The organism is Simplicispira sp. 125 (assembly GCF_003096555.1).
In the GTDB taxonomy this organism is placed as follows: Bacteria; Pseudomonadota; Gammaproteobacteria; order Burkholderiales; family Burkholderiaceae_C; genus Simplicispira.
On record NZ_QEKM01000001.1, the window covers coordinates 1,509,972 to 1,532,804 of the forward strand.

The 22,833-nt window shown below is 65.1% G+C and carries 23 protein-coding genes; 17 read left to right on the forward strand and 6 right to left on the reverse strand.

All coding sequences use genetic code 11. The features are described from left to right. Nucleotide 1 precedes the first annotated feature (1 nt). The 8 genes from C8D04_RS06865 to C8D04_RS06900 all read left to right on the forward strand — a co-directional run bounded on the left by C8D04_RS06865 (nt 2) and on the right by C8D04_RS06900 (nt 5,518). A complete protein-coding gene (locus tag C8D04_RS06865) occupies nt 2-313 on the forward strand; it encodes an NIPSNAP family protein (protein WP_116004180.1) in 312 nt (103 codons plus the stop codon). A gap of 45 nt (nt 314-358) precedes the next feature. Then, a complete protein-coding gene (locus tag C8D04_RS06870; protein WP_116004181.1) occupies nt 359-1,585 on the forward strand; it encodes a CoA transferase in 1,227 nt (408 codons plus the stop codon). Between the two features lie 2 nt (nt 1,586-1,587). Beyond that, on the forward strand, nt 1,588-2,541 hold the full coding sequence (locus C8D04_RS06875) for a hydroxymethylglutaryl-CoA lyase (protein WP_116006068.1): 954 nt from the start codon (nt 1,588-1,590) through the stop codon (nt 2,539-2,541). A 55-nt stretch (nt 2,542-2,596) separates the two neighbouring features. Beyond that, a complete protein-coding gene (locus tag C8D04_RS06880) occupies nt 2,597-3,340 on the forward strand; it encodes an arylmalonate decarboxylase (protein ID WP_116004182.1) in 744 nt (247 codons plus the stop codon). Nucleotides 3,341-3,359: 19 nt separating this feature from the next. After that, entirely contained in the window at nt 3,360-4,058 is a 699-nt protein-coding gene (locus C8D04_RS06885; RefSeq protein ID WP_158550290.1) for a GntR family transcriptional regulator, read from the forward strand. Continuing rightward, nucleotides 4,055-4,693 (forward strand): isochorismatase family protein, encoded by a 639-nt coding sequence (locus C8D04_RS06890; RefSeq protein WP_116004184.1) that lies wholly within the window; start codon nt 4,055-4,057, stop codon nt 4,691-4,693. The genes C8D04_RS06885 and C8D04_RS06890 overlap by 4 nt, the downstream gene beginning before the upstream one ends. Nucleotides 4,694-4,790: 97 nt before the next feature. After that, nucleotides 4,791-5,141, forward strand: a complete 351-nt coding sequence (locus tag C8D04_RS06895) for a cupin domain-containing protein (protein ID WP_116004185.1) — start codon at nt 4,791-4,793, stop codon at nt 5,139-5,141. A 140-nt stretch (nt 5,142-5,281) separates the two neighbouring features. Continuing rightward, nucleotides 5,282-5,518, forward strand: a complete 237-nt coding sequence (locus C8D04_RS06900; RefSeq protein ID WP_116004186.1) for an osmotically inducible lipoprotein OsmB — start codon at nt 5,282-5,284, stop codon at nt 5,516-5,518. 6 nt (nt 5,519-5,524) lie between these two features. On the opposite strand, the gene C8D04_RS06905 is transcribed toward C8D04_RS06900, so the two are convergent. After that, complete coding sequence (locus tag C8D04_RS06905; protein ID WP_116004187.1) at nt 5,525-6,169, reverse strand: DedA family protein; 645 nt, start codon at nt 6,167-6,169, stop codon at nt 5,525-5,527. A 63-nt stretch (nt 6,170-6,232) separates the two neighbouring features. On the opposite strand from C8D04_RS06905, the gene mutL reads away from it, so the two are divergent. Next, entirely contained in the window at nt 6,233-8,167 is a 1,935-nt protein-coding gene (gene mutL / locus C8D04_RS06910) for a DNA mismatch repair endonuclease MutL (protein ID WP_116006069.1), read from the forward strand. Here the strand turns inward: mutL and C8D04_RS06915 are convergent. Then, nucleotides 8,153-8,416 (reverse strand): hypothetical protein, encoded by a 264-nt coding sequence (locus C8D04_RS06915; protein WP_116004188.1) that lies wholly within the window; start codon nt 8,414-8,416, stop codon nt 8,153-8,155. The genes mutL and C8D04_RS06915 overlap by 15 nt on opposite strands. Before the next feature lie 376 nt (nt 8,417-8,792). Between C8D04_RS06915 and gdhA the strand changes: the two genes are divergently transcribed. Beyond that, entirely contained in the window at nt 8,793-10,136 is a 1,344-nt protein-coding gene (gdhA, locus tag C8D04_RS06920; protein WP_116004189.1) for an NADP-specific glutamate dehydrogenase, read from the forward strand. Nucleotides 10,137-10,181: 45 nt separating this feature from the next. Here the strand turns inward: gdhA and ggpS are convergent, their stop codons facing one another. The 3 genes from ggpS to C8D04_RS06935 form a co-directional block, all read right to left on the reverse strand. Continuing rightward, nucleotides 10,182-11,729, reverse strand: coding sequence for a glucosylglycerol-phosphate synthase (ggpS, locus tag C8D04_RS06925; protein ID WP_116004190.1), 1,548 nt, complete (start codon nt 11,727-11,729; stop codon nt 10,182-10,184). A 14-nt stretch (nt 11,730-11,743) separates the two neighbouring features. After that, entirely contained in the window at nt 11,744-12,457 is a 714-nt protein-coding gene (locus C8D04_RS06930; RefSeq protein ID WP_116004191.1) for an HAD-IIB family hydrolase, read from the reverse strand. A 133-nt stretch (nt 12,458-12,590) separates the two neighbouring features. Then, the gene (locus C8D04_RS06935) at nt 12,591-13,715 is read right to left on the reverse strand and encodes a mechanosensitive ion channel family protein (protein WP_199562982.1); all 1,125 of its coding nucleotides are present in this window, start codon (nt 13,713-13,715) and stop codon (nt 12,591-12,593) included. Nucleotides 13,716-14,029: 314 nt separating this feature from the next. Here C8D04_RS06935 and C8D04_RS06940 point away from each other — a divergent pair, with 314 nt between their 5' ends. From C8D04_RS06940 to C8D04_RS06950, 3 genes are read left to right on the forward strand one after another with little or no spacing between them, the layout of a single operon-like run. After that, entirely contained in the window at nt 14,030-15,274 is a 1,245-nt protein-coding gene (locus tag C8D04_RS06940; protein WP_116004192.1) for a multidrug effflux MFS transporter, read from the forward strand. After that, complete coding sequence (gene miaA / locus C8D04_RS06945) at nt 15,261-16,259, forward strand: tRNA (adenosine(37)-N6)-dimethylallyltransferase MiaA (RefSeq protein WP_116004193.1); 999 nt, start codon at nt 15,261-15,263, stop codon at nt 16,257-16,259. Before C8D04_RS06940 ends, miaA begins: the two co-directional genes overlap by 14 nt. Continuing rightward, a complete protein-coding gene (locus tag C8D04_RS06950; protein WP_116004194.1) occupies nt 16,256-16,903 on the forward strand; it encodes an ABC transporter ATP-binding protein in 648 nt (215 codons plus the stop codon). Before miaA ends, C8D04_RS06950 begins: the two co-directional genes overlap by 4 nt. Nucleotides 16,904-16,907: 4 nt before the next feature. Here the strand turns inward: C8D04_RS06950 and C8D04_RS06955 are convergent, their stop codons facing one another. Then, nucleotides 16,908-17,336: an Hsp20/alpha crystallin family protein gene (locus C8D04_RS06955; RefSeq protein ID WP_116004195.1), complete on the reverse strand. Its 429-nt coding sequence runs from the start codon at nt 17,334-17,336 to the stop codon at nt 16,908-16,910. A 115-nt stretch (nt 17,337-17,451) separates the two neighbouring features. Here C8D04_RS06955 and C8D04_RS06960 point away from each other — a divergent pair, with 115 nt between their 5' ends. The 4 genes from C8D04_RS06960 to C8D04_RS06975 all read left to right on the forward strand — a co-directional run bounded on the left by C8D04_RS06960 (nt 17,452) and on the right by C8D04_RS06975 (nt 22,802). Then, on the forward strand, nt 17,452-20,058 hold the full coding sequence (locus C8D04_RS06960; RefSeq protein WP_116004196.1) for an FtsX-like permease family protein: 2,607 nt from the start codon (nt 17,452-17,454) through the stop codon (nt 20,056-20,058). An 85-nt stretch (nt 20,059-20,143) separates the two neighbouring features. Beyond that, nucleotides 20,144-20,500, forward strand: coding sequence for a hypothetical protein (locus C8D04_RS06965; protein ID WP_116004197.1), 357 nt, complete (start codon nt 20,144-20,146; stop codon nt 20,498-20,500). A gap of 74 nt (nt 20,501-20,574) precedes the next feature. Continuing rightward, nucleotides 20,575-21,672, forward strand: a complete 1,098-nt coding sequence (locus C8D04_RS06970; protein WP_116004198.1) for a PLP-dependent cysteine synthase family protein — start codon at nt 20,575-20,577, stop codon at nt 21,670-21,672. Nucleotides 21,673-21,686: 14 nt separating this feature from the next. After that, complete coding sequence (locus C8D04_RS06975) at nt 21,687-22,802, forward strand: carotenoid 1,2-hydratase (RefSeq protein ID WP_116004199.1); 1,116 nt, start codon at nt 21,687-21,689, stop codon at nt 22,800-22,802. Nucleotides 22,803-22,833: the final 31 nt, after the last annotated feature.

Genomic DNA, 22,833 nt, shown 5'->3' on the forward strand with positions numbered 1-22,833 from the left:
CGTGATCGTGGAAATGCGCTCTTACGTGCTGCGCCCCGGCGCCCTGCCCGAGTTCATGCGCCTGATGGGCAGCGAAGGCATTGGCATAGAACGCCCCGTCTTGGGCGAGATGCTGGGCTTTTACAGCACCGAAATCGGCGCTATCAACAAAGTCATCCACCTCTGGCGCTACGCGTCCTTTGAAGACCGCCAGCAGCGCCGCGCGCAATTGGCGGCATCGCCCGAATGGACTGCCTTCGTGCCCAAGGTGCTGCCGCTGATCCAGGAAATGCACAACGAGTTGCTCAACCCAGCGCCATTTTCGCCGCAGTGAACCGCCCCTTCGGCGCCCCACCTTTTTGTGAATGTAGCAAGAAAGATGACGATTAAAAAGACCAATGCCCCCCTATCCGGCCTCGTGGTGCTGGACCTGACACACATGCTGTCGGGCCCCTACGGCACCATGACCTTGTCGGATTTGGGTGCGCGCACGATCAAGGTAGAGCCCCCGGGCAAGGGCGAGGGCACGCGCCAGCTGCTGGCGGACACGCCGGCGTACTCACGCGATGGCATGGGCGCGTACTTCCTGACCCTCAACCGCGGCAAGGAAAGTGTGGCACTCGACCTCAAGAGCCAAGAAGGATTGCAGGTCTTCTACGACCTGGTGCGCCATGCCGACATCGTGTTCGACAACTTCAGTGCAGGCGTCACGCAACGCCTGCGCATCGACCACGCCACGCTCTCGAAAATCAACCCGCGCATCATCACCTGCACCGTCACCGGGTTCGGTGAAACCGGCCCGGACACGCAGCGCCCCGCCTTTGACCAGGTGGTGCAGGCCATGGGGGGCGGCATGTCGATCACCGGCGATGGCGCAGGCCTGCCGACCCGCTCGGGCATTCCCATGGGCGACCTGGGCGGTGGCATTTTTGGCGCCATGGGCGTGCTCGCGGCCGTAATCTCCCGCGAACGCACGGGCGAAGGCCAACACGTGGACGTGTCCATGCTCGACGTGCAGATCTCGCTGCTCAACTACATGGCCACCATGCACCTGATGTCGGGTGACGTGCCGCAGCGCATCGGAAACAGCCACTTCGTGCACGTGCCCTACAACGTCTATCCCACGCAGGACGGCTACGTCGTGGTGGCCTGCATCGGCGACGGGTTCTTTGCCCGCTTTCTCGAGATGTTGCCGCTGCCGGAACTGCAGAACCCGGAATACGAAAAGCAGCCCGCACGCCTGCGCGACAAGGAAAAGATCGACGCGGCGATTGGCGCGGCTTTCCAACGGGAGTCCACGGCCCATTGGCTGGAGCGGCTGCGCAGCCACCGCATTCCCTGCGGTCCGGTGAACAACTTCGCGCAGGCGCTTTCCGATCCGCAAGTCATTGCACGCGACATGGTCAAGAAGATGCGCTTGGTCGGTGGTGCTGAAATCCCCACCACGGGGGTGCCCATGAAGTTCTCCTCCACCCATGCGCAGTATTTCACCGCGCCGCCGCGCGTGGGCGAAGACTCGCAAGCCGTGCTGCGCGAGCTTCTCGGCTACAGCGACGCCAAGATCAGCGAACTGGCAGGCAGCGGCGCCCTCGGGGTGTGGGCATGATCATGGCGTCCGAACAGGTGCGCATCACCGACGTGGGCCCACGCGACGGCTTGCAAAGCCAGAAAACCCTGGTGCCCGTGGCTGGCAAGCTGGCCCTCATTGAGGCGCTGTGGGGGGCGGGCATGCCTGCCATCGAAGCGACCAGCTTTGTCTCGCCCCAGGCCGTGCCGCAGATGGCCGACGCGGATGCGCTGCTGCCCGCTATCGCCGTGCCGGCGGGACGCAGCCTTTCGGCGCTGGTGCCCAACCAACGCGGCCTCGAGCGCGCGCTGCGGGCGGGCTGCCGCGAAATTGCCGTCGTCCTTTCGGCCACCGAAACCATGAACCAGCGGAACATCCGCATGGGGCTGGATGAGGCCATCGCCACGGCGCGCGACACCTTGCGCGACGCCCAAGCCCAAGGCCTGGCGACGCGCGCCTACATCGCCGTGGCCTTTGCCTGCCCTTTCGAAGGCAACACGCCTACGGATCGGGTTCACGCTCTGAGCGTGGCCATGGCCGAAGCCGGAGCCGGCGAAATCGTGGTTGCCGACACCATCGGCGCGGCCGCGCCTTGCGACGTGCAGCGCGTGGTGCAAGCCCTTCTCGCATCCCTGCCGGCGCAGACCTTGGGCCTGCACCTGCACGACACCCGCGGCATGGCCCTGGCCAATGCCTGGCAGGGCCTGCAGATGGGCGTGCGCCGGTTCGACGCCAGCATTGGCGGGCTGGGGGGTTGCCCGTTTGCGCCAGGCGCTGCAGGCAATCTCGCCACCGAGGACCTGGCGCTCTTGTGTGCACAGGCGGGTCTGGACACACAACTCGACATGGAGGCACTGGTGCGGGCCATCGACGTGGCCGAAACCCTGGTGGGATACCCCGTGGGGGGCCGCAGCCTGCGCTGGATCCGCCAAAACCTGCCTGCATTGGCGAGGCCCTCGGCAGCGCAGGCGGGCGCCGCATCCACCCCTCGGTAATGCGATCCCCAAGCAGCAAAAAACAGCGGGGCAAGCACTCCGCAGAAATGAGCATATGACCGATTCACTGGGCTGGCGCCAAAAATTCGCAGTTCTGATTCCCTCCACCAACACCTCGGTACAACCCGAGTTCGACGCGATGCGGCCGGTGGGCGTGACGAACCACATCAGCCGCATCCGCATTCCCAATATCCCGCTGCATACCAACGAAGACTTCAATCGCCTGATCGAGCTCATCGCGGGAGCGCAAAACGAGGCCGTTGACGCAGTGATGTCCTGCGAGCCCACGCGTCTGGTGCTGGGCATTTCGGCTGAGACCTTCTGGGACGGCTTGCAGGCCAGCGTCCGCCTCAAGGCCGAACTCGAAGCGCGCACCCAGCTCCCGGTTTCCATGGGTTCCGAGGCCTGTGGCCGCGCGTTCGAGCGCCTGGGCGTCAAAACCATTGCCGTGCTCACGCCCTACCAGCCCGTGGGCGATGAAAACGTGGTGCGCTTTTTTGAAGAAGCGGGCTTTCGCGTCAAACGCATCAAGGGGCTGAAGTGCGAGAGCCCCGTAAAGATTGCCCACGTCAGCGAACGGGAGCTGACCCGTGCCCTGCGCGAGATCGATGGCGACGACATCGACGGCATCATCCAGGTCGGCACCAATCTCGCCATGGCGCGACTGGCAGCCCAGGCAGAACTTTGGCTGGACAAACCGGTGGTGGCCATCAACACGGCCATCTACTGGGATGCATTGCGCTCGTCAGGCATCGAGGACAAGATGGCGGGTTTCGGCTCCCTGCTCGAAAAGCACTAACACCAAAATTCCACACACCATGAACGCCCCCGACATTGCCTCGTCGAACTCCAAGTCGACAGCACCGCACCGCATCTATGCGGTGATCAAGGAACGGATCATCGATGGCACCTACCATCCGGGCCAGCGCCTCACCGAGCAGAGCTTTGCCGACGAGTTCGAGGCCTCGCGCACTCCCGTTCGGGAAGCCATCCGACTGCTGGCATCCGAAGGCTACGTGGTCTTCCGGCCCAACAGCGGCACGGTAGTGCGCTCCTGGAGCGTGGCGGAATTACTGGAGATTTTTCGCCTTCGCGCACGCCTCGAAGCCGATATCTGTGGCAACGCAGCGCTGCACATCAACGCAGAGCAAATCGACCGTTTGTGCGTACTGCAGGATGCTATCGAGCTTGAAGGCACCGACAACAGCGAGGCCAACACGACGCGGGTGAGTCGCTTGAACAGAGAGTTCCACGATCTCATCGCCGTGGCGAGCCAACAGGAGCGCATGGCGGCCGTACTGGCCAAGGCCATCGAGGTGCCGGTGGTGCACCGCACCTTCCGCAGTTACAGCCCGCAGCAAATGCAGCGCAGCTTTTCTCAGCACCGCGAGCTGATCGACGCATTCAAGGCCCACGACCACGACTGGGCAGTCGCCATCATGCGATGCCACATCCATGCCGCCAAGAACGCCATCCTCCACCCAAAAGCACCAGCTATCGCTGGATCCTTGCCATGAACCGAGATGATCTGATTGCCAACTATGCCGCCCAGGGCGCTTTCGGGGCAGGTCTGGGCACCGGAACCCGCCAGGCCGTGTTGATGGTGGATTTCGCCCAAGCCTACTTCGAGCAGGGTTCGCCTCTGTACGCCGAGGCACCGCAAACCCTTGAGGGCGCCAGTGCACTGCTGGCCTGGGCCCGCAGCCGCAGCCTGCCTGTATTGCACACCCGCGTGGAATACGACGCCCTGGGCGTCAATGGCGGTTACTTCTTCCGCAAAGTGCCGGCGCTGAAAGTGTTCTGCGTCGGAAACCCACTGGGCGACTTTGCGCCTGCAGCGCAGCCCTTGCCTGGCGAACCCGTCGTAACCAAACAGTACGCCAGCGCATTCTTCGGTACCTCGCTCGCGAGCACTCTGCGCTCCCTGGGCGTGGATTGCGTGCTGATTGCGGGCATGAGTACCAGCGGCTGCGTGCGGGCCACAGCACTGGACACGCTTCAAAATGGCTTCATCCCCATCGTCGTGGCCGACGCCTGCGGCGACCGGCACCCTGCTCCACACGAGACCAGCCTGTTTGACCTGCAAGCAAAATATGCCGACGTGATGACTTTTGCACAGGTGCAGGCTGCGCTGGACATCGCCTCGCCCTGAAGCCCGAGGGGGTCGGACATTTCGTCCAACGTTCGCTTGCATGGCACTCTAAGGTTTGAGAGACTGACACGCTCGGTCTTTTTTGAAGGAAACCGCCATGGCCCTGCCGCACACTGCCTCCTCCGAAATCGTTCGCATCGCACCGCTCGGAACCGCGCTTGCAGGCGCCGTGACCAGCGCCATCCTGAAGGCCAATGAGCTGGAGGTAATCCGCATCGTGGTGCCCAAGGGCAAAACCCTGCCACAGCATCAGGTACCAGGTGAGATCACGTTTTACTGCATCGAGGGCGAGGTGGAACTGCAAACCGAAAGGGCGGCGCAGGTACTGGCGGCGGGTGATTTCGTGCACCTGCGGGGTGGCGCAGCGCACGCGCTCACGGGGCACACCGATGCCTCGCTGCTGTTGACGATCAGCTTATGTACGGCGCGCGACGGTCTGCCCGGCTGACAGCGCCGCCCGCTGACACCTGATGCGATGGGCGTCCTACACGCACGCCGCCGGAACCGCACGATAGTGGATGCATCGGCTTGGCGCGCAAACATTTCGTTTGTGGCGCCAGTGTTCCACTTCGCAGAAAGGCCCACGCCATGATGTCCCGTCACTTTGCTCTTGCCATCGCCCTCACCGCCACCCTGGGTCTGGGCGCATGCTCCTCTAACCCCACCAACACGCAGATCGGCACTGGCGTTGGCGCAGTGGTCGGCGGCGTCGCCGGTGGAGCCTTGCTTGGCACAGGCGGCGCCATTGCCGGCGCTGCCGGTGGCGCCCTGGTGGGCCATGAGCTGGGTGAGGACCGGGATCAGCGCCGCGCCCCTCGTCGCTGAGAATTCTTATGCGCTTTTGGCCCTGGAGCCGCGCCACGCACCAAACAGGGCAATCAACCCGGGGATGAAGATCAGCGCCCAGATGATCTTGTCCAGGTGTTCACGCACCCAGGCCAGGTTGCCAAAAAAGTAGCCCGCCGTGCAGATGCCCACCACCCACAGCACAGCGCCACCCACGTTGAAGGCAGTGAACCTGCCCCGCTCCATGGCAGCCACGCCCGCCACAAAGGGCGCAAAGGTGCGGATAAACGGCATAAAGCGCGCCAACACGATGGTGATGCCGCCGTAGCGTTCATAAAAGGCATGTGCCTGGTCGAACGCACGGCGATTGAACCAGCGCGAGTTCTCCCACTGGAACACTTTGGGCCCAAAGTAGCGGCCAATGCTGTAGTTGCTTTGGTCGCCCAGAACGGCGGCCGCCAAGAGCACAACCACGGCAGGCACGAACTCCATCAGCCCGGCGCCGCACAGCGCGCCCACGATGAACAGCAACGAATCGCCCGGCAAGAAGGGCATGACGACCACGCCGGTTTCCACAAAAACAATGAGAAACAGCAGCGCATACACCCACACGCCATAGGCCACCACAAAGGCTTCAAGGTGTTTGTCCACATGCAGGATGAAGTCGATCAGGAAGGCAATGATTTCCATGGGGCTCTCTAAGGATTGGGCCGCATTATCCCCAGCAATCTTTGGCCTTCTAAAATCGGCTGGGTGACCCCAACCGATTCCACTCCTCCCGCCCGCCGCCCCATCCGCGACCTGCCCGACGAACTCATCAGCCAGATTGCGGCCGGCGAAGTCGTGGAGCGCCCTGCCTCGGTGGTGCGAGAACTGGTAGACAACGCCCTGGACGCCGGTGCCACACAAATCACCGTGCGGCTGCTGGCAGGCGGCGTGCGGCTGATTGCAGTGGAGGACGACGGCGGCGGTATTCCGCAAAGCGAACTCCCCGTGGCACTGCGCCGCCATGCGACCAGCAAGATCACCAATCTGCACGACCTGGAAACCGTGGCCACCATGGGGTTTCGGGGCGAGGCACTGGCCGCCATTGCCTCGGTATCAGAAATGGCCCTGCTCTCGCGCCCCGCTGCGCAGGCAAGCGCTTTTTTGCTCGATGCGCGCAGCGGTGAGCTGCGCCCCGTGGCCCGCAGCAGCGGTACTACCGTTGAAGTGAAAGAACTGTTCTTCAGCACCCCGGCACGGCGCAAGTTTCTCAAGCAGGATGCCACCGAGCTGGCCCATTGCGTGGAAGCCGTGCGCCGCCACGCGCTGGCGCGGCCCGACGTAGGTTTTGCCATCTGGCACGAAGGCAAGCTGGTGGAACAGTGGCGCGCCACGCTGGTACAGGGCGAGCCCGACCAGGGCCATGCCCTGGCACGCCGCCTGACTGATGTGCTGGGCGAGGATTTCGTGGCGCAATCGGTGCCGGTACAACACAGCGAGGGACGGCTCACCATCACCGGCCGTGCGGGCCTGCCCAGCGCCGCACGCTCGCGTGCCGACCAGCAGTATTGCTACGTCAACGGCCGCTTTGTGCGCGACAAGGTCATCACGCACGCCGCGCGCAGCGCCTACGAAGACGTGCTGCACGGTCAGCGCCAGCCGGTGTATGCGCTGTACATCGACATCGACCCGGCGCGCGTGGACGTGAACGTGCACCCGACCAAGATCGAGGTCCGCTTTCGCGACAGCCGCGAAGTGCACCAGGCGGTGCGCCACGCGGTGGAAAACGCCCTGGCTGTCCCCCGCGCTGCAGCGCTGATGGCGGCACCTGCGCCCGCCGTTTCGACAGAGAATTTAGAGAAAAAATGGCCTCCAACGCCCACCCATCAAGCGCAATCAGCTATCAAATTCGATGAAAGAGTAGGCCACAAGGTTTCTGACCTGGGCGCCTTGTGGGGCACAGCGCCCAACCCCACCGATCAGCCCTTGAGCCTGCCCACGGCCCTACCAGCGCAGGCCTGGACTCCCCCGCTGCAAGCCGCCATGGCAGAAAGCGGCCAGCCCTCCAACGCCACCGTGTCCTTTCTGGCCCAGCCCGGCACCGCCAACGGCACCCCTTGGCCCCTGGGCCGGGCGCTGGCGCAGTTGCACGGCGTGTACATCCTGGCGGAAAACACCCAGGGTCTGGTGCTGGTGGACATGCACGCCGCACACGAACGCATCGTCTATGAGCGCCTCAAGGCCCAGATCGACAGCAGTGCCCGCATTGCCAGCCAGCCCCTGCTGATCCCGGCCACCTTTGCCGCCACCCCCGAAGAGGTAGCCACCGCCGAAACCTGCCACGAGACCCTGGCCTTGCTGGGCCTGGAGGTGGTGCCGTTTTCGCCCAAAACCCTGGCCGTGCGCGCCGTGCCCACCACGCTGGCCCAAGGCGATGCCGTGGAGCTGGCGCGCAGCGTGCTGGCTGAACTCAGCACGCACGACGCCAGCACCGTGGTGCAGCGCGCGCAGAACGAAATTCTCGGCACCATGGCCTGCCACGGCGCCGTGCGGGCCAACCGCAAACTCACCATCGACGAGATGAATGCCCTGCTGAGACAGATGGAAACCACTGAACGGTCGGACCAGTGCAACCATGGGCGGCCGACGTGGCGGCAGCTCAGCATGCGGGAGCTGGACGCACTGTTTTTACGGGGCCGCTAAAGCAGCCCCTCCACCCCCAAAAACCCGCCTTTGCGGGTTTTTATCGGCGCCCAGGCGCACCTGTGTCTTGCTGCACAGGCTCTTCCGCTGGGCCACTTCAAACGACTGCACGATAACGGGCGATGCCTTGGTGGCGCAGCCGTACCGGGCCAGCACCTCCACGAAGGTCGGAATCTGGATCTGGCCGTTGAATTGCGGGTCGCGATCAACCCAAAGCGGTATGGCGCGCAGGCTGACAGCCCAGTACAAAAACCAAGGCCAGCAAACCAGTTGCCGCAAAGTGTGTGTGCATGTTTTTCTGCGCTTGGAATGGTTCAGGCTTCGCACTGTGCCGGCCCGTGATTCTGTTTCCAGATCATTCGTGTCCAGGCGCGAAGCCTACGATCAGTGCTGTAGCACGGCAAGGCGAAGCAACAACGACACGGATGGTTTAGACATGGAATGAGACAGGGGCATGAAGGCCTGAAACGCACCATGAAAGACAGGATCCGCACCGATTTCGGGCGCTGATGCACCAAATTTGATTCAACGCATAGTTTTGGCGCATGCGGTCATGATCTTTTGGCATAATGCTGATGTTGCGGTGCCGCATTGCCCGCTTTTCCATCCAAAAGGTCCTCTGAATATGAAGTACGAGTCCGTAGGCAGCTTCCTCGAGCAAGTAGCACAGCGCAACCCCGGTCAACCTGAGTTTCTCCAGGCCGTCACCGAAGTGATGGAAAGCCTCTGGCCCTTCATTCAAAAGAATCCCCGTTACGCTGAACACAGCCTGCTTGAGCGGCTGGTGGAGCCTGAGCGCGTCATCATGTTCCGCGTGTCCTGGATGGACGACCACGGCACTGTGCAGGTCAACCGCGGCTACCGCATCCAGCACAGCATGGCCATTGGCCCTTACAAGGGCGGCCTGCGCTTTCACCCCTCGGTCAATCTCTCGGTGCTCAAATTCCTGGCGTTCGAACAGACCTTCAAGAACGCACTGACCACGCTGCCCATGGGCGGCGGCAAGGGCGGCTCTGACTTTGACCCCAAGGGCAAGAGCCCGGCCGAAGTCATGCGCTTCTGCCAGGCGTTTGCGAGCGAACTGTTCCGCCATATCGGTGCCGACACCGACGTGCCTGCGGGCGACATCGGCGTGGGCGGCCGCGAAGTGGGCTTTATTGCTGGCATGTACAAAAAGCTCAGCAACCGTGCCGACTGCGTGTTCACGGGCAAAGGCCTGTCTTTTGGCGGTTCGCTGATCCGCCCCGAAGCGACCGGCTATGGCACCGTGTATTTCGCTGATGAAATGCTCAAGACCCGCGGCAAGTCGTTCGATGGCCTGCGCGTCTCGGTATCGGGCTCGGGCAACGTGGCCCAGTACGCGGTCGAAAAAGCCATGGCCCTGGGCGCCAAGGTGGTCACGGTGTCCGATTCAAGCGGCACCATCGTCGATGAAGACGGCTTCACCACCGCCAAGCTGGCCGAATTGATGGAGGTGAAGAACCACCTCTATGGCCGCGTGAGCGACTACGCCCAGCGCACCGGTGTGAAGTTTGAAGCCGGCAAGACCCCATGGCACGTGCCGGTGGACGTGGCCCTGCCCTGCGCCACGCAAAACGAGCTGGATGACAAAGACGCCGCCACCCTCATCAAGAACGGCGTGCTGTGCGTGGCCGAAGGCGCCAACATGCCTTCGACCAACGAGGCCGCCCGGGCGTTCGAAGCCGCTGGCGTGCTGTACGCACCGGGCAAGGCCAGCAACGCCGGTGGCGTCGCCACCTCGGGTCTGGAAATGAGCCAGAACGCCATGCGCCTGAACTGGACGGCCGAAGAGGTGGACAACCGCCTCTTGATGATCATGCAAGGTATCCACGCCGCCTGTCTCAAGCACGGCACGCGCGCTGATGGCTCGGTGAGCTACATCGACGGCGCCAACGTGGCCGGCTTCGTCAAGGTGGCCGATGCCATGATGGCGCAGGGCGTTCTCTGAGCGGCGGCTAATACCTCCAGCGAAAGGGACCCTCGGGTCCCTTTTTTATGCCGCTTTGGGCTCCTCCGCCACCAGGGGATGCACAGGCGTTTCGGACAGCGCCGAAAAACGCCCGAGGACATGGCGCGTCCAGTAGCCAATGTCATAACGCTGCACCTGCGCCAGCATGCGGCCCATACGCTCGCGCTGTTCGCCCTCGCCCATGGCCAGGGCTTCATCCAGCGTGTCGTCCAGCGAACTGCGGCTGAAGGGGTTGACCAGGACGGCGTCTTCCAGTTCCATGGCAGCACCCGAAAACTCGGACAGCACCAGCACACCCGCCTCGCCCTGCTTGGCCGCCACGAATTCCTTGGCCACCAGGTTCAGGCCGTCGCGCAGCGGTGTGATCCAGGCAATGTCGGCGGCTCGGTAGGCACACACCACTTCCTCGAACGCGAGCGGCGTGGTCGAGAGGTGGATGGGCAGCCAGTGCAGCGTGCCAAAGTGGCCGTTGATGCGGCCCACCAGTTGCTCTATTTTTTGCTGCTCAGCGCGGTAGATCTCCATGCCTTCAGCAGCCGCCACCGTGACCAGCAGCAACTTCACCCGCCCGTGCAGGTCGGAGCGGCGCTTGAGCAGGCGCTCAAAGGCTTCAAGCTGCTGGCGCCCGCCCTTGGCATAGTCCACGCGGCTCACCGAGACGATCAGCGTTTCGGTGTTCATGTCTTTACGGATGCGCTCGGTGCGCGCCTTGCCTTCGGGCGAGTTCACCGCCTTGGCGATGAGCGCGGGCGCCGTACCAATGGGGCAGGTATCGATGACGATGCTGCGCCCTTGCATATCGAGCTGCACCGTGACGCGCGGCTCGGACAAGGCGCAGGCGCGCTGAATGATCGGCAAGCTGACAGGCGCCTCGTGCCGCACCACGCTGCTGCGCAGGCTCTCGACCACGGCGCAGAAGTTCTGTGCAAAACGCGGCACGTGAAAGCCCACCAGGTCGCAGCACAGCAGGCTGTTGATGATCTCATCGCGCCAGGGCAGGATATTGAAGGCATCAGGCCCCGGGAACTGCGTGTGATGAAAGAACGCAATCTTCAGATCTGGCCGCATCGAGCGGATGAAGCCCGGCACCAGCCACAGGTTGTAGTCGTGCACCCAGACCACGGCGCCGTGCGCCGCCTCGGCGCACGCTGCCTCGGCAAAGCGGCGGTTCACCTCGCGAAAATCGGCCCAGTGGATGTTTTCGGTGGAATACAGCCAGGGGAAGGTGTGGATCACCGGCCAGAGCGCCTCTTTCGAGGTCACATGGTAGAACTGGTGAATCTTGGCGGCCTCCAGCGGCAGGCGCATCACGTCGTAGTTGCCGTAGCTGTCGCTCACCGTGATACGGCGCTCAAAATCCTGCGCCTTGCCGGTCGTTGGCTTTTTCTTCCAGGCGACCCACACAGCCTTGTCGACGTGGCTGAAAAAACCCTTGATGGCTGGAATGATGCCGTTGGGGCTGCGCGGCTCGCGCATCACCGTCTTGCCGTCTTCCACCACCTCCTCGTAGGGCTGGCGGTGGTAAACAACGACGAGTTCGTTCTTGAGATCTTGGGAGGCGAGCGTGTTCATGCGTGTCCTTTCTTTCAGTGAATGCGCTGCAAAGCGTCAAGCACGCCGGCAGCGCCCTCTTTTGCGCTCCAGTGCACGTTGGGCAAGCCTGCTGCGGCCTCGGCCAGCAGCGGTTCACGGTTGGCGACGATGACCCCTTGCAAGCCGGTCTGGAACAGCGAGAGATCGTTCAGGGTGTCGCCCGCCACCAAGGTGCGCTCGGGCGACAGGTTCAGCGCATCGAGGGTGCGCAGCAGCGTGGGACCTTTTTGCACGCCGCGCGGCAGCACATCAAAATAACGCTCGGCCGACAACAGCACGTCATAACCCTCTGCCACCAGCTCGGTGCGCGCTGCGCTGGCGAGCTCTACATCGGAATAGAAGCAGGACACGCGCCGCCCTTCCACCACGGGCTGCTCTTGCAGGTGCGGGTGGCGCGCCAGAATGCTGCGCACCATTGCTGGGGTGTGCTGCGGCCAGCCCTCGTCCAGCCAGCGCTCCAGCGCGGGCAGCGGCGTGCGGGCGGCTCCGGCATACACGGCCGTGCCCACGTCGGAAATGATGTGGTCGGGTTGCAGCGGCAACCCATCGAGCACATCGCGCATGGTGGTCAAGCTGCGCCCAGTCACATAGATCAACACGATCTCATCGCGCCGCTGGCCAATCCAGTCGTAGAGCGCGGCACGCTCGTGGGCATTACCGCCCAGAAAAGTGCCATCGAGGTCGGTGGCGAGGATGGTTGGGTGCATGGGCGCTCCTTTGGTGAAGGGTGGGCGAAGTCCGGCAGCGTGGCGGGCAGATGGCAAAGCCGCTGCCGCTTGAAATGCCTGCCAGACAAAAAGTGTGAAAAGGCCACGGCCGCAAGGCCCGTGACCCTGGCGACTAAGCGCCAGGCGATACGCCGTGAGCGGCTGCCTGAGCACCAGAGGTTTGAGCCAGTGACACGGCCAGCGGGTTCTGCTTGCCGACAACCAGCGTGCGCACCGGGAATGCGAACTCGACGCCGATGGCGGCAAATGCGCGCATCATTCCCAGGTTGATGGCCTGCTGCACATCACGGTAGGCGGTGTAGTCGGGCGTGAGCATCCAGTACACCACTTCAAAATCAAGGCTGGAGCCCCCAAAGCCGGTGAAGTGGGCACGGTCGAACCGGGCCTGTGTTTGCGCACCAATCACCTTCTGGATGGCGCCCGGCACCTGCTCGATCTGCTCCGGCGTGGCGTCGAAGGTGAGGCCAAAGGTGAACGGAATGCGCCGCTCTTTCATCAACTTGTAATTGCGCAGACGCGACTTGGTCAAATCCCCGTTGGAGAACACCAGCACTTCGCCACTCAGGCTGCGCAGGCGCGTGGTTTTGAGGCCGATATTCTCGACCGTGCCGCTGAAATCATCGATCACCACGAAATCACCCACCTGGAAAGGCTTGTCAAGCACGATACTCAGGCTGGCAAACAAATCACCCAAGATATTCTGTAATGCCAGACCAATGGCAATACCACCAATACCCAAACCGGCCACCAGCGCATTGACATCAAAGCCCAGGTTGTCCAGCAACAGCAGCAGCAAAATAGCCCACACCACCACTCGGCTGACAAAATTCAGAATGGACAGTGCGCTGGTGGTGGACGGATCCTTCTCCAACGAGTCCTGCCGCAGGTTGATGAACCAGGCGCTGATGAAGGCACTGGCGCACAGCGCCAGCTGCAAAAAGAAGGCCACTGTAGCCAAGCTGGAGAGCCAGCGCGTCGTCGCAGCGCGCAGCGCCAGTTCATGGCTGGCCGGGTACAACGCCACCAGCGCCACCATCCACCAGCGCACAGCACCCAGGGCTTTGACCACGGCGTCGTCAAGGTGCGTCGTGGTGCCAACCGCCCACCGGGAAATGCGCCGAATGACCACCGGCAACAAAAATTTCATCAGGGCGACGGCGCCCAGAATCCATAGCGCGGCACGTGCCCAGGCCAGTACATCGTTACCGGCAAAAGAGAGATCAAGAACTTGCTGCATCGTCGAGGGATACTCCAAAGGGAATAGCACGCATAGCACCCGATGAGAGCGAATGGATACGGCCAGTGAATATTGAAGGAAAATAACCAGAAGCGCGCATTCTCCGCACAGGAAAATGCCGCAAATGCTTGCAAACGAAGCAAGAAAAGGGATCGCTGATCAAATCAACGAGACACACCATAACACATTCGAGTATCAATGTCCATATTCAAAATATATTAAATAGATAATCTTACCCCATATACTGGTGCCAGGCGCTATCGCCGCGGACGCGCAGAGCAGCGACAGGCCCGTCGTCTGGTACGCTCGAAAACATGTCTTCTTCTCCCCTTGCAGCACCGGTGGCATCCGCCGGCGCCACGCCTGTGCCGCCGGGGCTGGCCGTGGTGGTGCTGGCTCTGCTGCTGAGCATCCAGCCCGTCACCACCGACCTCTACCTGCCCGCACTACCCGCGCTCACGCGCGCCCTGGGCGCACCCGTGGCAGCGGGGCAGCTCACACTCAGTGCGCTGCTGCTGGCCTTTGGCTGCTCGCAACTGGTGTGGGGGCCGCTGGCGGACCGCTTTGGCCGGCGCCCGGTATTGCTGGCCGGGCTGTTCATTTATGTCTTGGCCTCCCTGGGCAGCGCCCTGGCGCCTTCCATGGCCCTGTTGATCGCCTGGCGCACCGCCCAGGGCGCCGCCATGGGTGCGGTGGTCATGTGTGCCCGCGCCATCGTGCGCGATCTGTATACCCCGCTGGCCGGGGCACGCGCTATGTCCAAAGCACTGACCGGGCTGGGTCTGGTGGCGTGCCTGTGCGCGCCACTGGGCGGTCTGCTGACCGAGTGGCTGGGTTGGCGTGCGGCGCTGATGGCGCTGACCGCTTACGCCCTGGGCACGCTCGCCCTGGTGGCGCTGCGCATGCCCGAAACGCTGGTGCAGCGCAATCCACGCGCCCTGCAGCCCGGCACGCTGCTGCGCACCTGGGCGCTGGTGCTGCGCCACCCCACGTTCTGGGCTTTTTCGTTGCTCACCACGGCGGCCTATGGCGGGCTGTTTACCTTTTTGGCGGCATCCTCCTTCGTATTCATCGAGGTATTGGGTTTGACGCGCACGCAGTACGGCTGGGTGCTGCTGTCCACGGCACTGGCTTACTTTGTGGGAACCTTTGTCTGCCGTTATCTGCTGGTACGCCACGGCCTGCGGCGTACCGTAGCGCTGGCCGGGGTGCTGAGCCTGAGCGGGGGCTCGCTGATGGCCCTGGTCGCCGCCATGGGCTGGCACCAGCCCTGGGCGCTCCTGCTGCCTTTTTATCTGTTCATGCTGGGCCACGGTATCCACCAGCCCTGCGGGCAGACGGGTGCGGTGGGGCCGTTTCCGCAGGCGGCGGGCGTAGCCTCGGCGCTCAATGGCTTCATGATGATGCTGGCGGCCTTTGCCATTGGAGGCTGGGTGGGCACGCACCTCAACGGCACGGTCTGGCCCCTGGTGCACGGCGTGCTGTTCTGGTCGGTGCTGCTCGCCGCTATTGCCTGGACGTTGGTACAAAAATTTGGGGAACCGCGTGAGCACGCCTGAGCACCTGCCTTTCATTGCCCTGGCCGGGCCCACCGCCTCGGGCAAAACCGCTGGTGCGCTGGCGCTGGCCGCTGTGCTGGGACGGCGCATGCCGGTGGAGATCATCAGCGTGGATTCGGCCCTGGTGTACCGGGGTATGGACATCGGCACGGCCAAGCCCACGCTGCAAGAGCGCGCCTTCGTGCCGCACCACCTGATCGACATCCGCGACCCGCTACACGCCTACAGCGCCGCCGAATTCGTGCAGGATGCCACGCGGCTGGTGGGCGAGATCCGCGCACGCGGCGCGCTGCCGCTGCTGGTGGGCGGCACCATGCTGTACTTCAAGGCGTTGTTCGACGGCATTGACGACATGCCCGCCGCCGACCCCACCGTGCGCGCGCGCCTGGAAGCCCAGGCCGCCGAGCAGGGTTGGCCCGCACTGCACGCCGAGCTGGCCCTGGTGGACCCAGCCACCGCCGCCCGGCTGGCCTCCGGCGACAGCCAACGCATTCAGCGCGCATTGGAGGTATGGCAGGTATCTGGCCGCCCGCTATCGAGCTTTCACACTGCAAAAAAAGGAGCTACCAGCGCAAGCCCCATGAGCGCTGGAGCCCTTTTTTCTTTAGAACCCGAGAACCGCGCCTGGCTGCACGAGCGCATCGCGCAGCGCTTTGACGCCATGCTGGCCGCCGGGTTTGTGGACGAAGTGCGGCAACTGCGTGCGCGCGGCGACCTGCACCCTGATCTGCCCGCAATGCGCTGCGTGGGTTACCGCCAAGCGTGGGAAGAACTCGACCGGCAGACTTCGCAACCCGCAGGCACCCCGCTGAACCTGGCTGCATTGCGCGAGCGCGGCATTGCCGCCACGCGCCAACTGGCCAAACGCCAGATCACCTGGCTGCGCAGCATGCCCCGGCGCCACGCAATCGCTTGCGATCAACCCGGTGCCGTGGAAAAACTCATACAGGCCGTACTGCAGCGGCTGAACGGCCCCGCACCATGAACGCGCTGGTCGTGGATGGCCTGGCCAAGCGCTATGGCGATGCAACGGTGTTTGAGGGAGTGCACCTGCGCGTGCAGCCGGGTGAGTTTGTCGCCATCGTGGGGGACTCGGGCGTGGGCAAGTCCACCTTGCTCAACTGCATGGCCGGGCTGGACCACTGGGACGCCGGGCGCATCGTACAAGGCCATACCGACCTGGGCACGCTCGACGACACGCAGCGCGCCTTGTGGCGCCGTGCGAACGTGGGCTTTGTGTTCCAGGCCTTCCACGTGCTGCCGCACCTGGACGTGGCGCAGAACGTGGCGTTGCCGCTGATGCTGCTGGAGCAGCACGACCCCTCCCGCGTAGCGGCCATGCTGTGTGCCGTGGGCCTGGACGGACTGGGCGAGCGGCTGCCGCAGCAACTGAGCGGCGGGCAGCTGCAGCGCGTGGCCATTGCCCGCGCCCTGGTGCACCGCCCCGCCCTGCTGCTGGCCGATGAGCCCACGGGCAACCTCGACCCCGGCACCGCAGCGCGCGTGATGGAGCTGCTGGTCGCCCAGACACGCACGCATGGCGCCTCGCTGGTGTTGGTCACCCACTCGGACGCCGCCGCGGCCCGGGCCGACCGGGTGCTGCGCCTGCGCAGCGACGGCATCGACTAACGGCTTATTCGATGTTGAGGCGCTGGGCGGCGTTGCTCAGCTTCTTGGGCAGGTTCAAGGTCAGCACACCGTTGTCGTACTTGGCTTTGGCCTGGCCGGCGTCGATGTCAGCGGGCAGCTGAAAGCTGCGCGCCACCGAGCCGAAGTAGCGCTCCGAGCGCAGCACCTTCTCACCCTCGGTCTGCTGGTCCAGCTGGCGCACCTCGGCGCGCAGGCTCACCACGTTGCCGTCGATGGAGACGTGGATATCCTCCTTGGGCACGCCCGGCACCTCGGCCTGCACGGTGTAGCCGCCATCGGTTTCCTTCACATCCACCTTGATCTGCGACGGCGCAGGCAGGTTGTCGCCATGCAGCGGCCGCACATAGAAACCGGGCGCGATGTCCTTGAAGAAATCGTCGAACAAACTGCCACGCGATACGAGAGAGTTCATGGTTTTGGCTCCTGTGAAATGGGTGTTGAAACCGGGCCAGCCACGGAGCGCCAGCCCTGTATTTCAGATAAGTGCTGGCGGCAAAACTTCAAGGGCTTGTGCACGCCCGCGCACAATGCGGGCCATGCTGGCACTGCTTCGCACCTTCTCGTGGCAAGACCTGCTGCGCCACCCCTGGCGCAGCGCGGCAGCGGTGACGGCCGTGATGCTGGGCGTAGCCCTGGCATTTGCGGTGCAGCTCATCAACACCTCGGCGCTGGATGAATTTGCACAGGCCGTGCGCACGGTCAACGGCCAGCCCGACCTGGAAGTGCGCGCCATGCAGGGCCCGTTGGACGAGGCGCTCTACGGCCGCCTGGCCACGCACCCCGATGTGGCACGCGCCAGCCCGCTGCTGGAGCTGACGGTGCTGGCAGCGGCCGACGGCGCCCACCCGGCCGAGCGCGTGCCCCTGCGCGTGCTGGGGGCCGACGCCCTGCTGCTGCCCGCCATGGCCCCCGCGCTCATGCCGCGCCCCGGCAGCGACGCCGACCGCCTGGCCATTTTTTCCCCGGCCACGGTGTTTTTGAACAGCGCTGCGCTGCAGGCGCTGGGGTTGCCTGCACAGGGTACGGACACCCGGGTCACCCTCACGCTGCTGGCGGGCCAGCAACGCCTGCCAGTCACGGTGGCAGGTACGGTGGCTGCGGCGGGCGCGCCCCTGGCGGTGATGGACATTGGCGCTGCGCAAGACCTGTTCGGCCGCGCAGGGCAGCTCAGCCGCATCGACCTGCAACTGCGCCCCGGCACTGACCAGCTGGCGTTTGCACTGGCCCTGCGCCAGCAGCCCGACTGGCCCGCCAACACCCTGCTGACCGAACCCGGCGACGCGGCCGAGCGCATCAGCAACCTTTCGCGCGCCTACCGCGTCAACCTCACGGTGCTGGCGCTGGTGGCGCTGTTCACCGGGGCCTTTCTGGTGTTTTCGGTGCTGGCGCTGAGCGTGGCCCAGCGCGCGCCGCAGTTTGCGCTGCTGGCCGTGCTGGGCGCCACGCCGCGCCAGCGGCTGGGCCTGGTGCTGGCCGAAGCGGGCCTGCTGGGGCTGGCAGGCAGCGCCACCGGCATCGCGCTGGGCACGCTGCTGGCCGCCGCCGCGCTGCGCCTGCTGGGCGGCGACCTGGGCGGCGGCTACTTCGCCGGGGTAGAGCCGCCACTGCGCTGGAGCGGCACGGCCGCGCTGCTGTACGGCGCCCTGGGCGTGGCGGCAGCGCTGGCCGGAGGCTGGTGGCCGGCGCGCAGCGCGCAGGCCCTGCCCCCGGCGCAAACCCTCAAGGGCCTGGGCACGCTGGGCAGCCGGGCCGGGTATGGCTGGATTGGTATCTTTTTAATAGCTGCTGGCGCTTTATTGGCGGTTGCTCCGCCCATTTTTGGCATACCTCTGGCGGCCTATGTGTCGGTGGGCTTGCTGCTGGTAGGCGGCATGGCACTGCTGCCCTGGGCCGTGGCTGGGCTGCTGCGCGCTCTGCGGCCCCTGGCCGTGCGGCGGCTGCTGCCGCTGCTGACGCTGGAGCGCGCACGCCGCATGCGCGGCGCCGCTGCCATTGCCGTGGGCGGCGTGGTTACCAGCCTGAGCCTGGCCGTGGCGCTGACGGTGATGGTGGCGAGTTTTCGCGGCTCGGTGCTGCAATGGCTGGACGCTGTGCTGCCCGCACCGCTGTACCTGCGATCGGCGCTGTACGCCGCCGGGGGCGATGCGGCTTTGCTGCCCGCCACGCTGGCCCGCGACGTAGCCCGCCTGCCCGGTGTGGCGCAGGTGGAGCCCCTGCGTGCCAGTCCGCTGCAGCTGGACGCGGCACGCCCCGCCCTCACGCTGCTGGCCCGTCCGCTGGGCAACGACCCGGCCCGGCGCCTGCCACTGGTGGATGCCACCCTGCCCGTGCCACCGGGGCACATCGGCATCTACATCAGCGAGGCGGTGGTGGACCTATACGGCCTGCGGCCCGGCATGGGCTGGCCTGCGCTTTCACAGTCTTTTAGTGCTCCAGGGCAATCGGGGCAAGCGCTATCAGCTCCTTTTTTCATAGCTGGCGTCTGGCGTGACTATGCGCGCCAGGCCGGTGCCGTGGCGATGGACCAGGCCGACTACGAGCGCCTGACGGGCGACGCGCGCCCCAGCGACCTGGCGCTGTGGCCCCAGGCGGGCGCGGACACCGCCGCGCTGCGCCAGGCCATCGAGGCGCTGCTGCCGCACGAGGCGGCGGCGGGCGACGCACCCCGGCTGGAGTTTGTCTCCGCCAGCGCCATCCGCGCGCGCTCGCTGCACATCTTCGACCGCAGCTTCGCCGTCACCTACTGGCTGCAGGCCGTGGCCATCGGCATCGGGCTGTTTGGCGTGGCGGCCAGCTTCAGCGCACAGGTGCTGGCGCGGCGCAAGGAATTCGGCCTGCTCGCCCACCTGGGTCTGACGCGCCGCCAGATCCTGGCCGTGGTGGCCGGCGAAGGCGCCGCCTGGACCGGCGTGGGCGCCGCCGCCGGCCTGCTGCTGGGCCTGGCCGTGTCGGTGGTGCTGGTGCGTGTGGTGAACCCGCAGAGCTTCCACTGGACCATGGATTTGCGGGTGCCGGTGGAGCGGCTGCTGGCGCTGTGCGCTGCTGTGGTGCTGGCGGGGACGGTGACGGCCTGGGTGGCTGGGCGGGCGGCGGCGGGGCGGGATGCGGTGTTGGCGGTGAAGGAGGATTGGTAGGTTCAAACTGCCGGGGTCTTTCCAATTGACTGCTATTGGCCAACCGGATAGCGTCCAACATTCATCAACAAGGAAAGGGTCAGCGATGTACATCCACCGTGCTCTCCTCTGTGCTGCACTGCTCGCGAGCAGCAGCTACGCTGCGGATACTTACGTGTCCAAAGATGAATTCGACCGGATCATCGCGACCCCCTTCAAGGTCACCAACATCAAGAGTGGCCTGGTTGTTGAAATCCATTTGAAGGCTGACGGTTACGCCACTGCCAGCCAAGGCTACAACGACGTGGGTCCCTGGCGCCGCCAAGGCGATAACGGCTACTGCGTGCGTTGGAACAAACGCAGGCTTGAAGATCGCTGTGTCAGCTTCGTCAAGCAGGATGGCAAATACGCCGTCACAGAGCCCAATGGCGAAGTTGCCTGGTGGTTGGAAAGCGCTCAGTAACGGCGCCCACCACTCCATCCAGTCGCCGATCCGTGGTGGGTCAGGGGCTGCGGCGGGCTGCGACAATCTGGTGCATGAAGCATCAGCCCCTCGCACCCTTTGCCCCATCTTCGGATGCGTGCACTTCTTCCCGTTGGCTCCACGAAGCCATAGCCCGCATCGAGGCCGACTACCAGCGCAGCGCCGACACCCACCTGATCCCGCTGCGCCTGCCCGCCTTTGAGCAAAGCGGCATCGACCTGTACCTCAAGGACGAATCCACCCACCCCACGGGCAGCCTCAAGCACCGGCTGGCGCGCTCGCTGTTCCTCTACGCGCTGTGCAACGGCTGGGTGCGCGAGGGCTCGACCATCGTCGAGGCGTCAAGCGGCTCCACGGCGGTAAGCGAGGCCTACTTTGCGCGCCTGCTGGGCCTGCCCTTCGTGGCGGTGATGCCGCGCAGCACCTCGCCCGAGAAGGTGGCGCAGATCGAGTTCCATGGCGGGCGCTGCCATTTCGTGGACAGCGCGGGCGCGGTGTACGACGCCGCCCGCGCCATTGCCCACGATACCGGTGGGCACTACATGGACCAGTTCACCTACGCCGAGCGCGCCACCGACTGGCGCGGCAACAACAACATTGCCGAGAGCATGTTCACGCAGATGCAGCGCGAGCGGCACCCTGTCCCGCGCTGGATCGTGGTGGGCGCGGGCACGGGCGGCACCAGCGCGACCATTGGCCGCTATGTGCGCTACCAGCGCCATGCCACGCAGGTGTGCGTGGCCGACCCGGCGGGCTCGGTGTTCAGCGCGTACCACCGCACGGGCGATGCCGCGCTCACGGCGCCGGGTTCGCGCATCGAGGGCATTGGCCGCCCGCGCGTGGAGCCGAGCTTTATCCGCACGCTGGTGGACCGCATGGTGGAGGTGCCCGATGTGGAGTCGGTTGCGGCGATGCGTGCGCTCTCGCAACTTCTGGGGCGGCGCGTGGGGCCGTCCACGGGCACCAATTTTGTCGCCATGCTCGCGCTGGCTGACGAGATGCGCACGCGCGGCGAGAGCGGCTCCATCCTGTCGCTGCTGTGCGATGCGGGCGAGCGCTACCTGCCCACGTATTGCGACGCAGACTGGGTGGCGCGCAGCTTTGGCGACTGCACGGCAGCGCAGCAGAAGATCGACGCGCTCCTCGGCTGAGCGCTGCTCCCGCCATGCACACTGCCCCGCCCTTTCTGCCACCCGGCCTGCGCCGCAGGGCGCTGCTGGGACTGGGCGCGTTGGGCCTGTGGCCGGGCGCCGCGCCGGGCTTGCCCGCGCGACCATTGCAATTTCCGCGCGACCATGGCAGCCACCCGGAGCTGCGCACCGAGTGGTGGTACATCACCGGCCATGCCGAGGCGGCGGGGCGCCAGTGGGGCTTTCAGGTGACGTTCTTCCGCTCCCGCGTGGATGCGACGCAAGGCCTGCGCTCGGCCTTTGCGGCCAAACAACTGCTGTTTGCCCATGCCGCCCTGACCGACGTGCGGGGCCGGCGCCTGCTGCACGACCAGCGCATTGCCCGCGCAGGGTTTGGTGTGGCACAGGCGAGCGAGGCCGACACCCTGGTGCGCCTGCAGGACTGGTCGCTGGCGCGCTCGGGCCTGCCGTCAGACCCGGCCCAGGGCAGCCGGTATGCCGCCCGCATCGAGGGTGCCGACTTCGGGCTGGACCTGCTTTTTGACACCACCCAGCCGCTGCTGCTGCAAGGCCAGCAGGGGCTCTCGCGCAAGGGGCCCCAGCCCGAACAAGCCAGCTACTACTACAGCCAGCCGCAACTGGCCGTGCGCGGCAGCATCGTGCTGCAGGGCCAGCGCATGGCTATCGACACGGCCCAGGCCCACGCCTGGCTGGACCACGAATGGAGCGAAGCCCTGATGCACCCCGAGGCCGTGGGCTGGGACTGGATCGGCATGAACCTGCACGATGGCAACGCACTCACGGCGTTCCGCCTGCGGCGCGCCGATGGCTCGACCCTGTGGGCGGGGGGGTCGTTTCGTGCCCCGGGCCAGGCGGTGCAGGTGTTTGGTGCGGATGCTGTGGTCTTCACGGCCCAGCGCTTTTGGACCAGCCCACACAGCGGCGCGCGCTACCCGGTGCAGTGGCAGGTGCACACCCCGGCGGGGCGTTTCCAGGTGAACGCGGTGCTGGACGACCAGGAGCTGGACAGCAGCGGATCTACCGGCGCCATTTACTGGGAAGGCCTGTCAGAGCTGCAGGCCAGCACCGGGCAAACCGTGGGCCGGGGGTACCTGGAAATGACGGGATACAAAAAGCCGCTGCGCCTGTAAAGGCTGCAGCGGCTGTATGCGATGCAAGTGG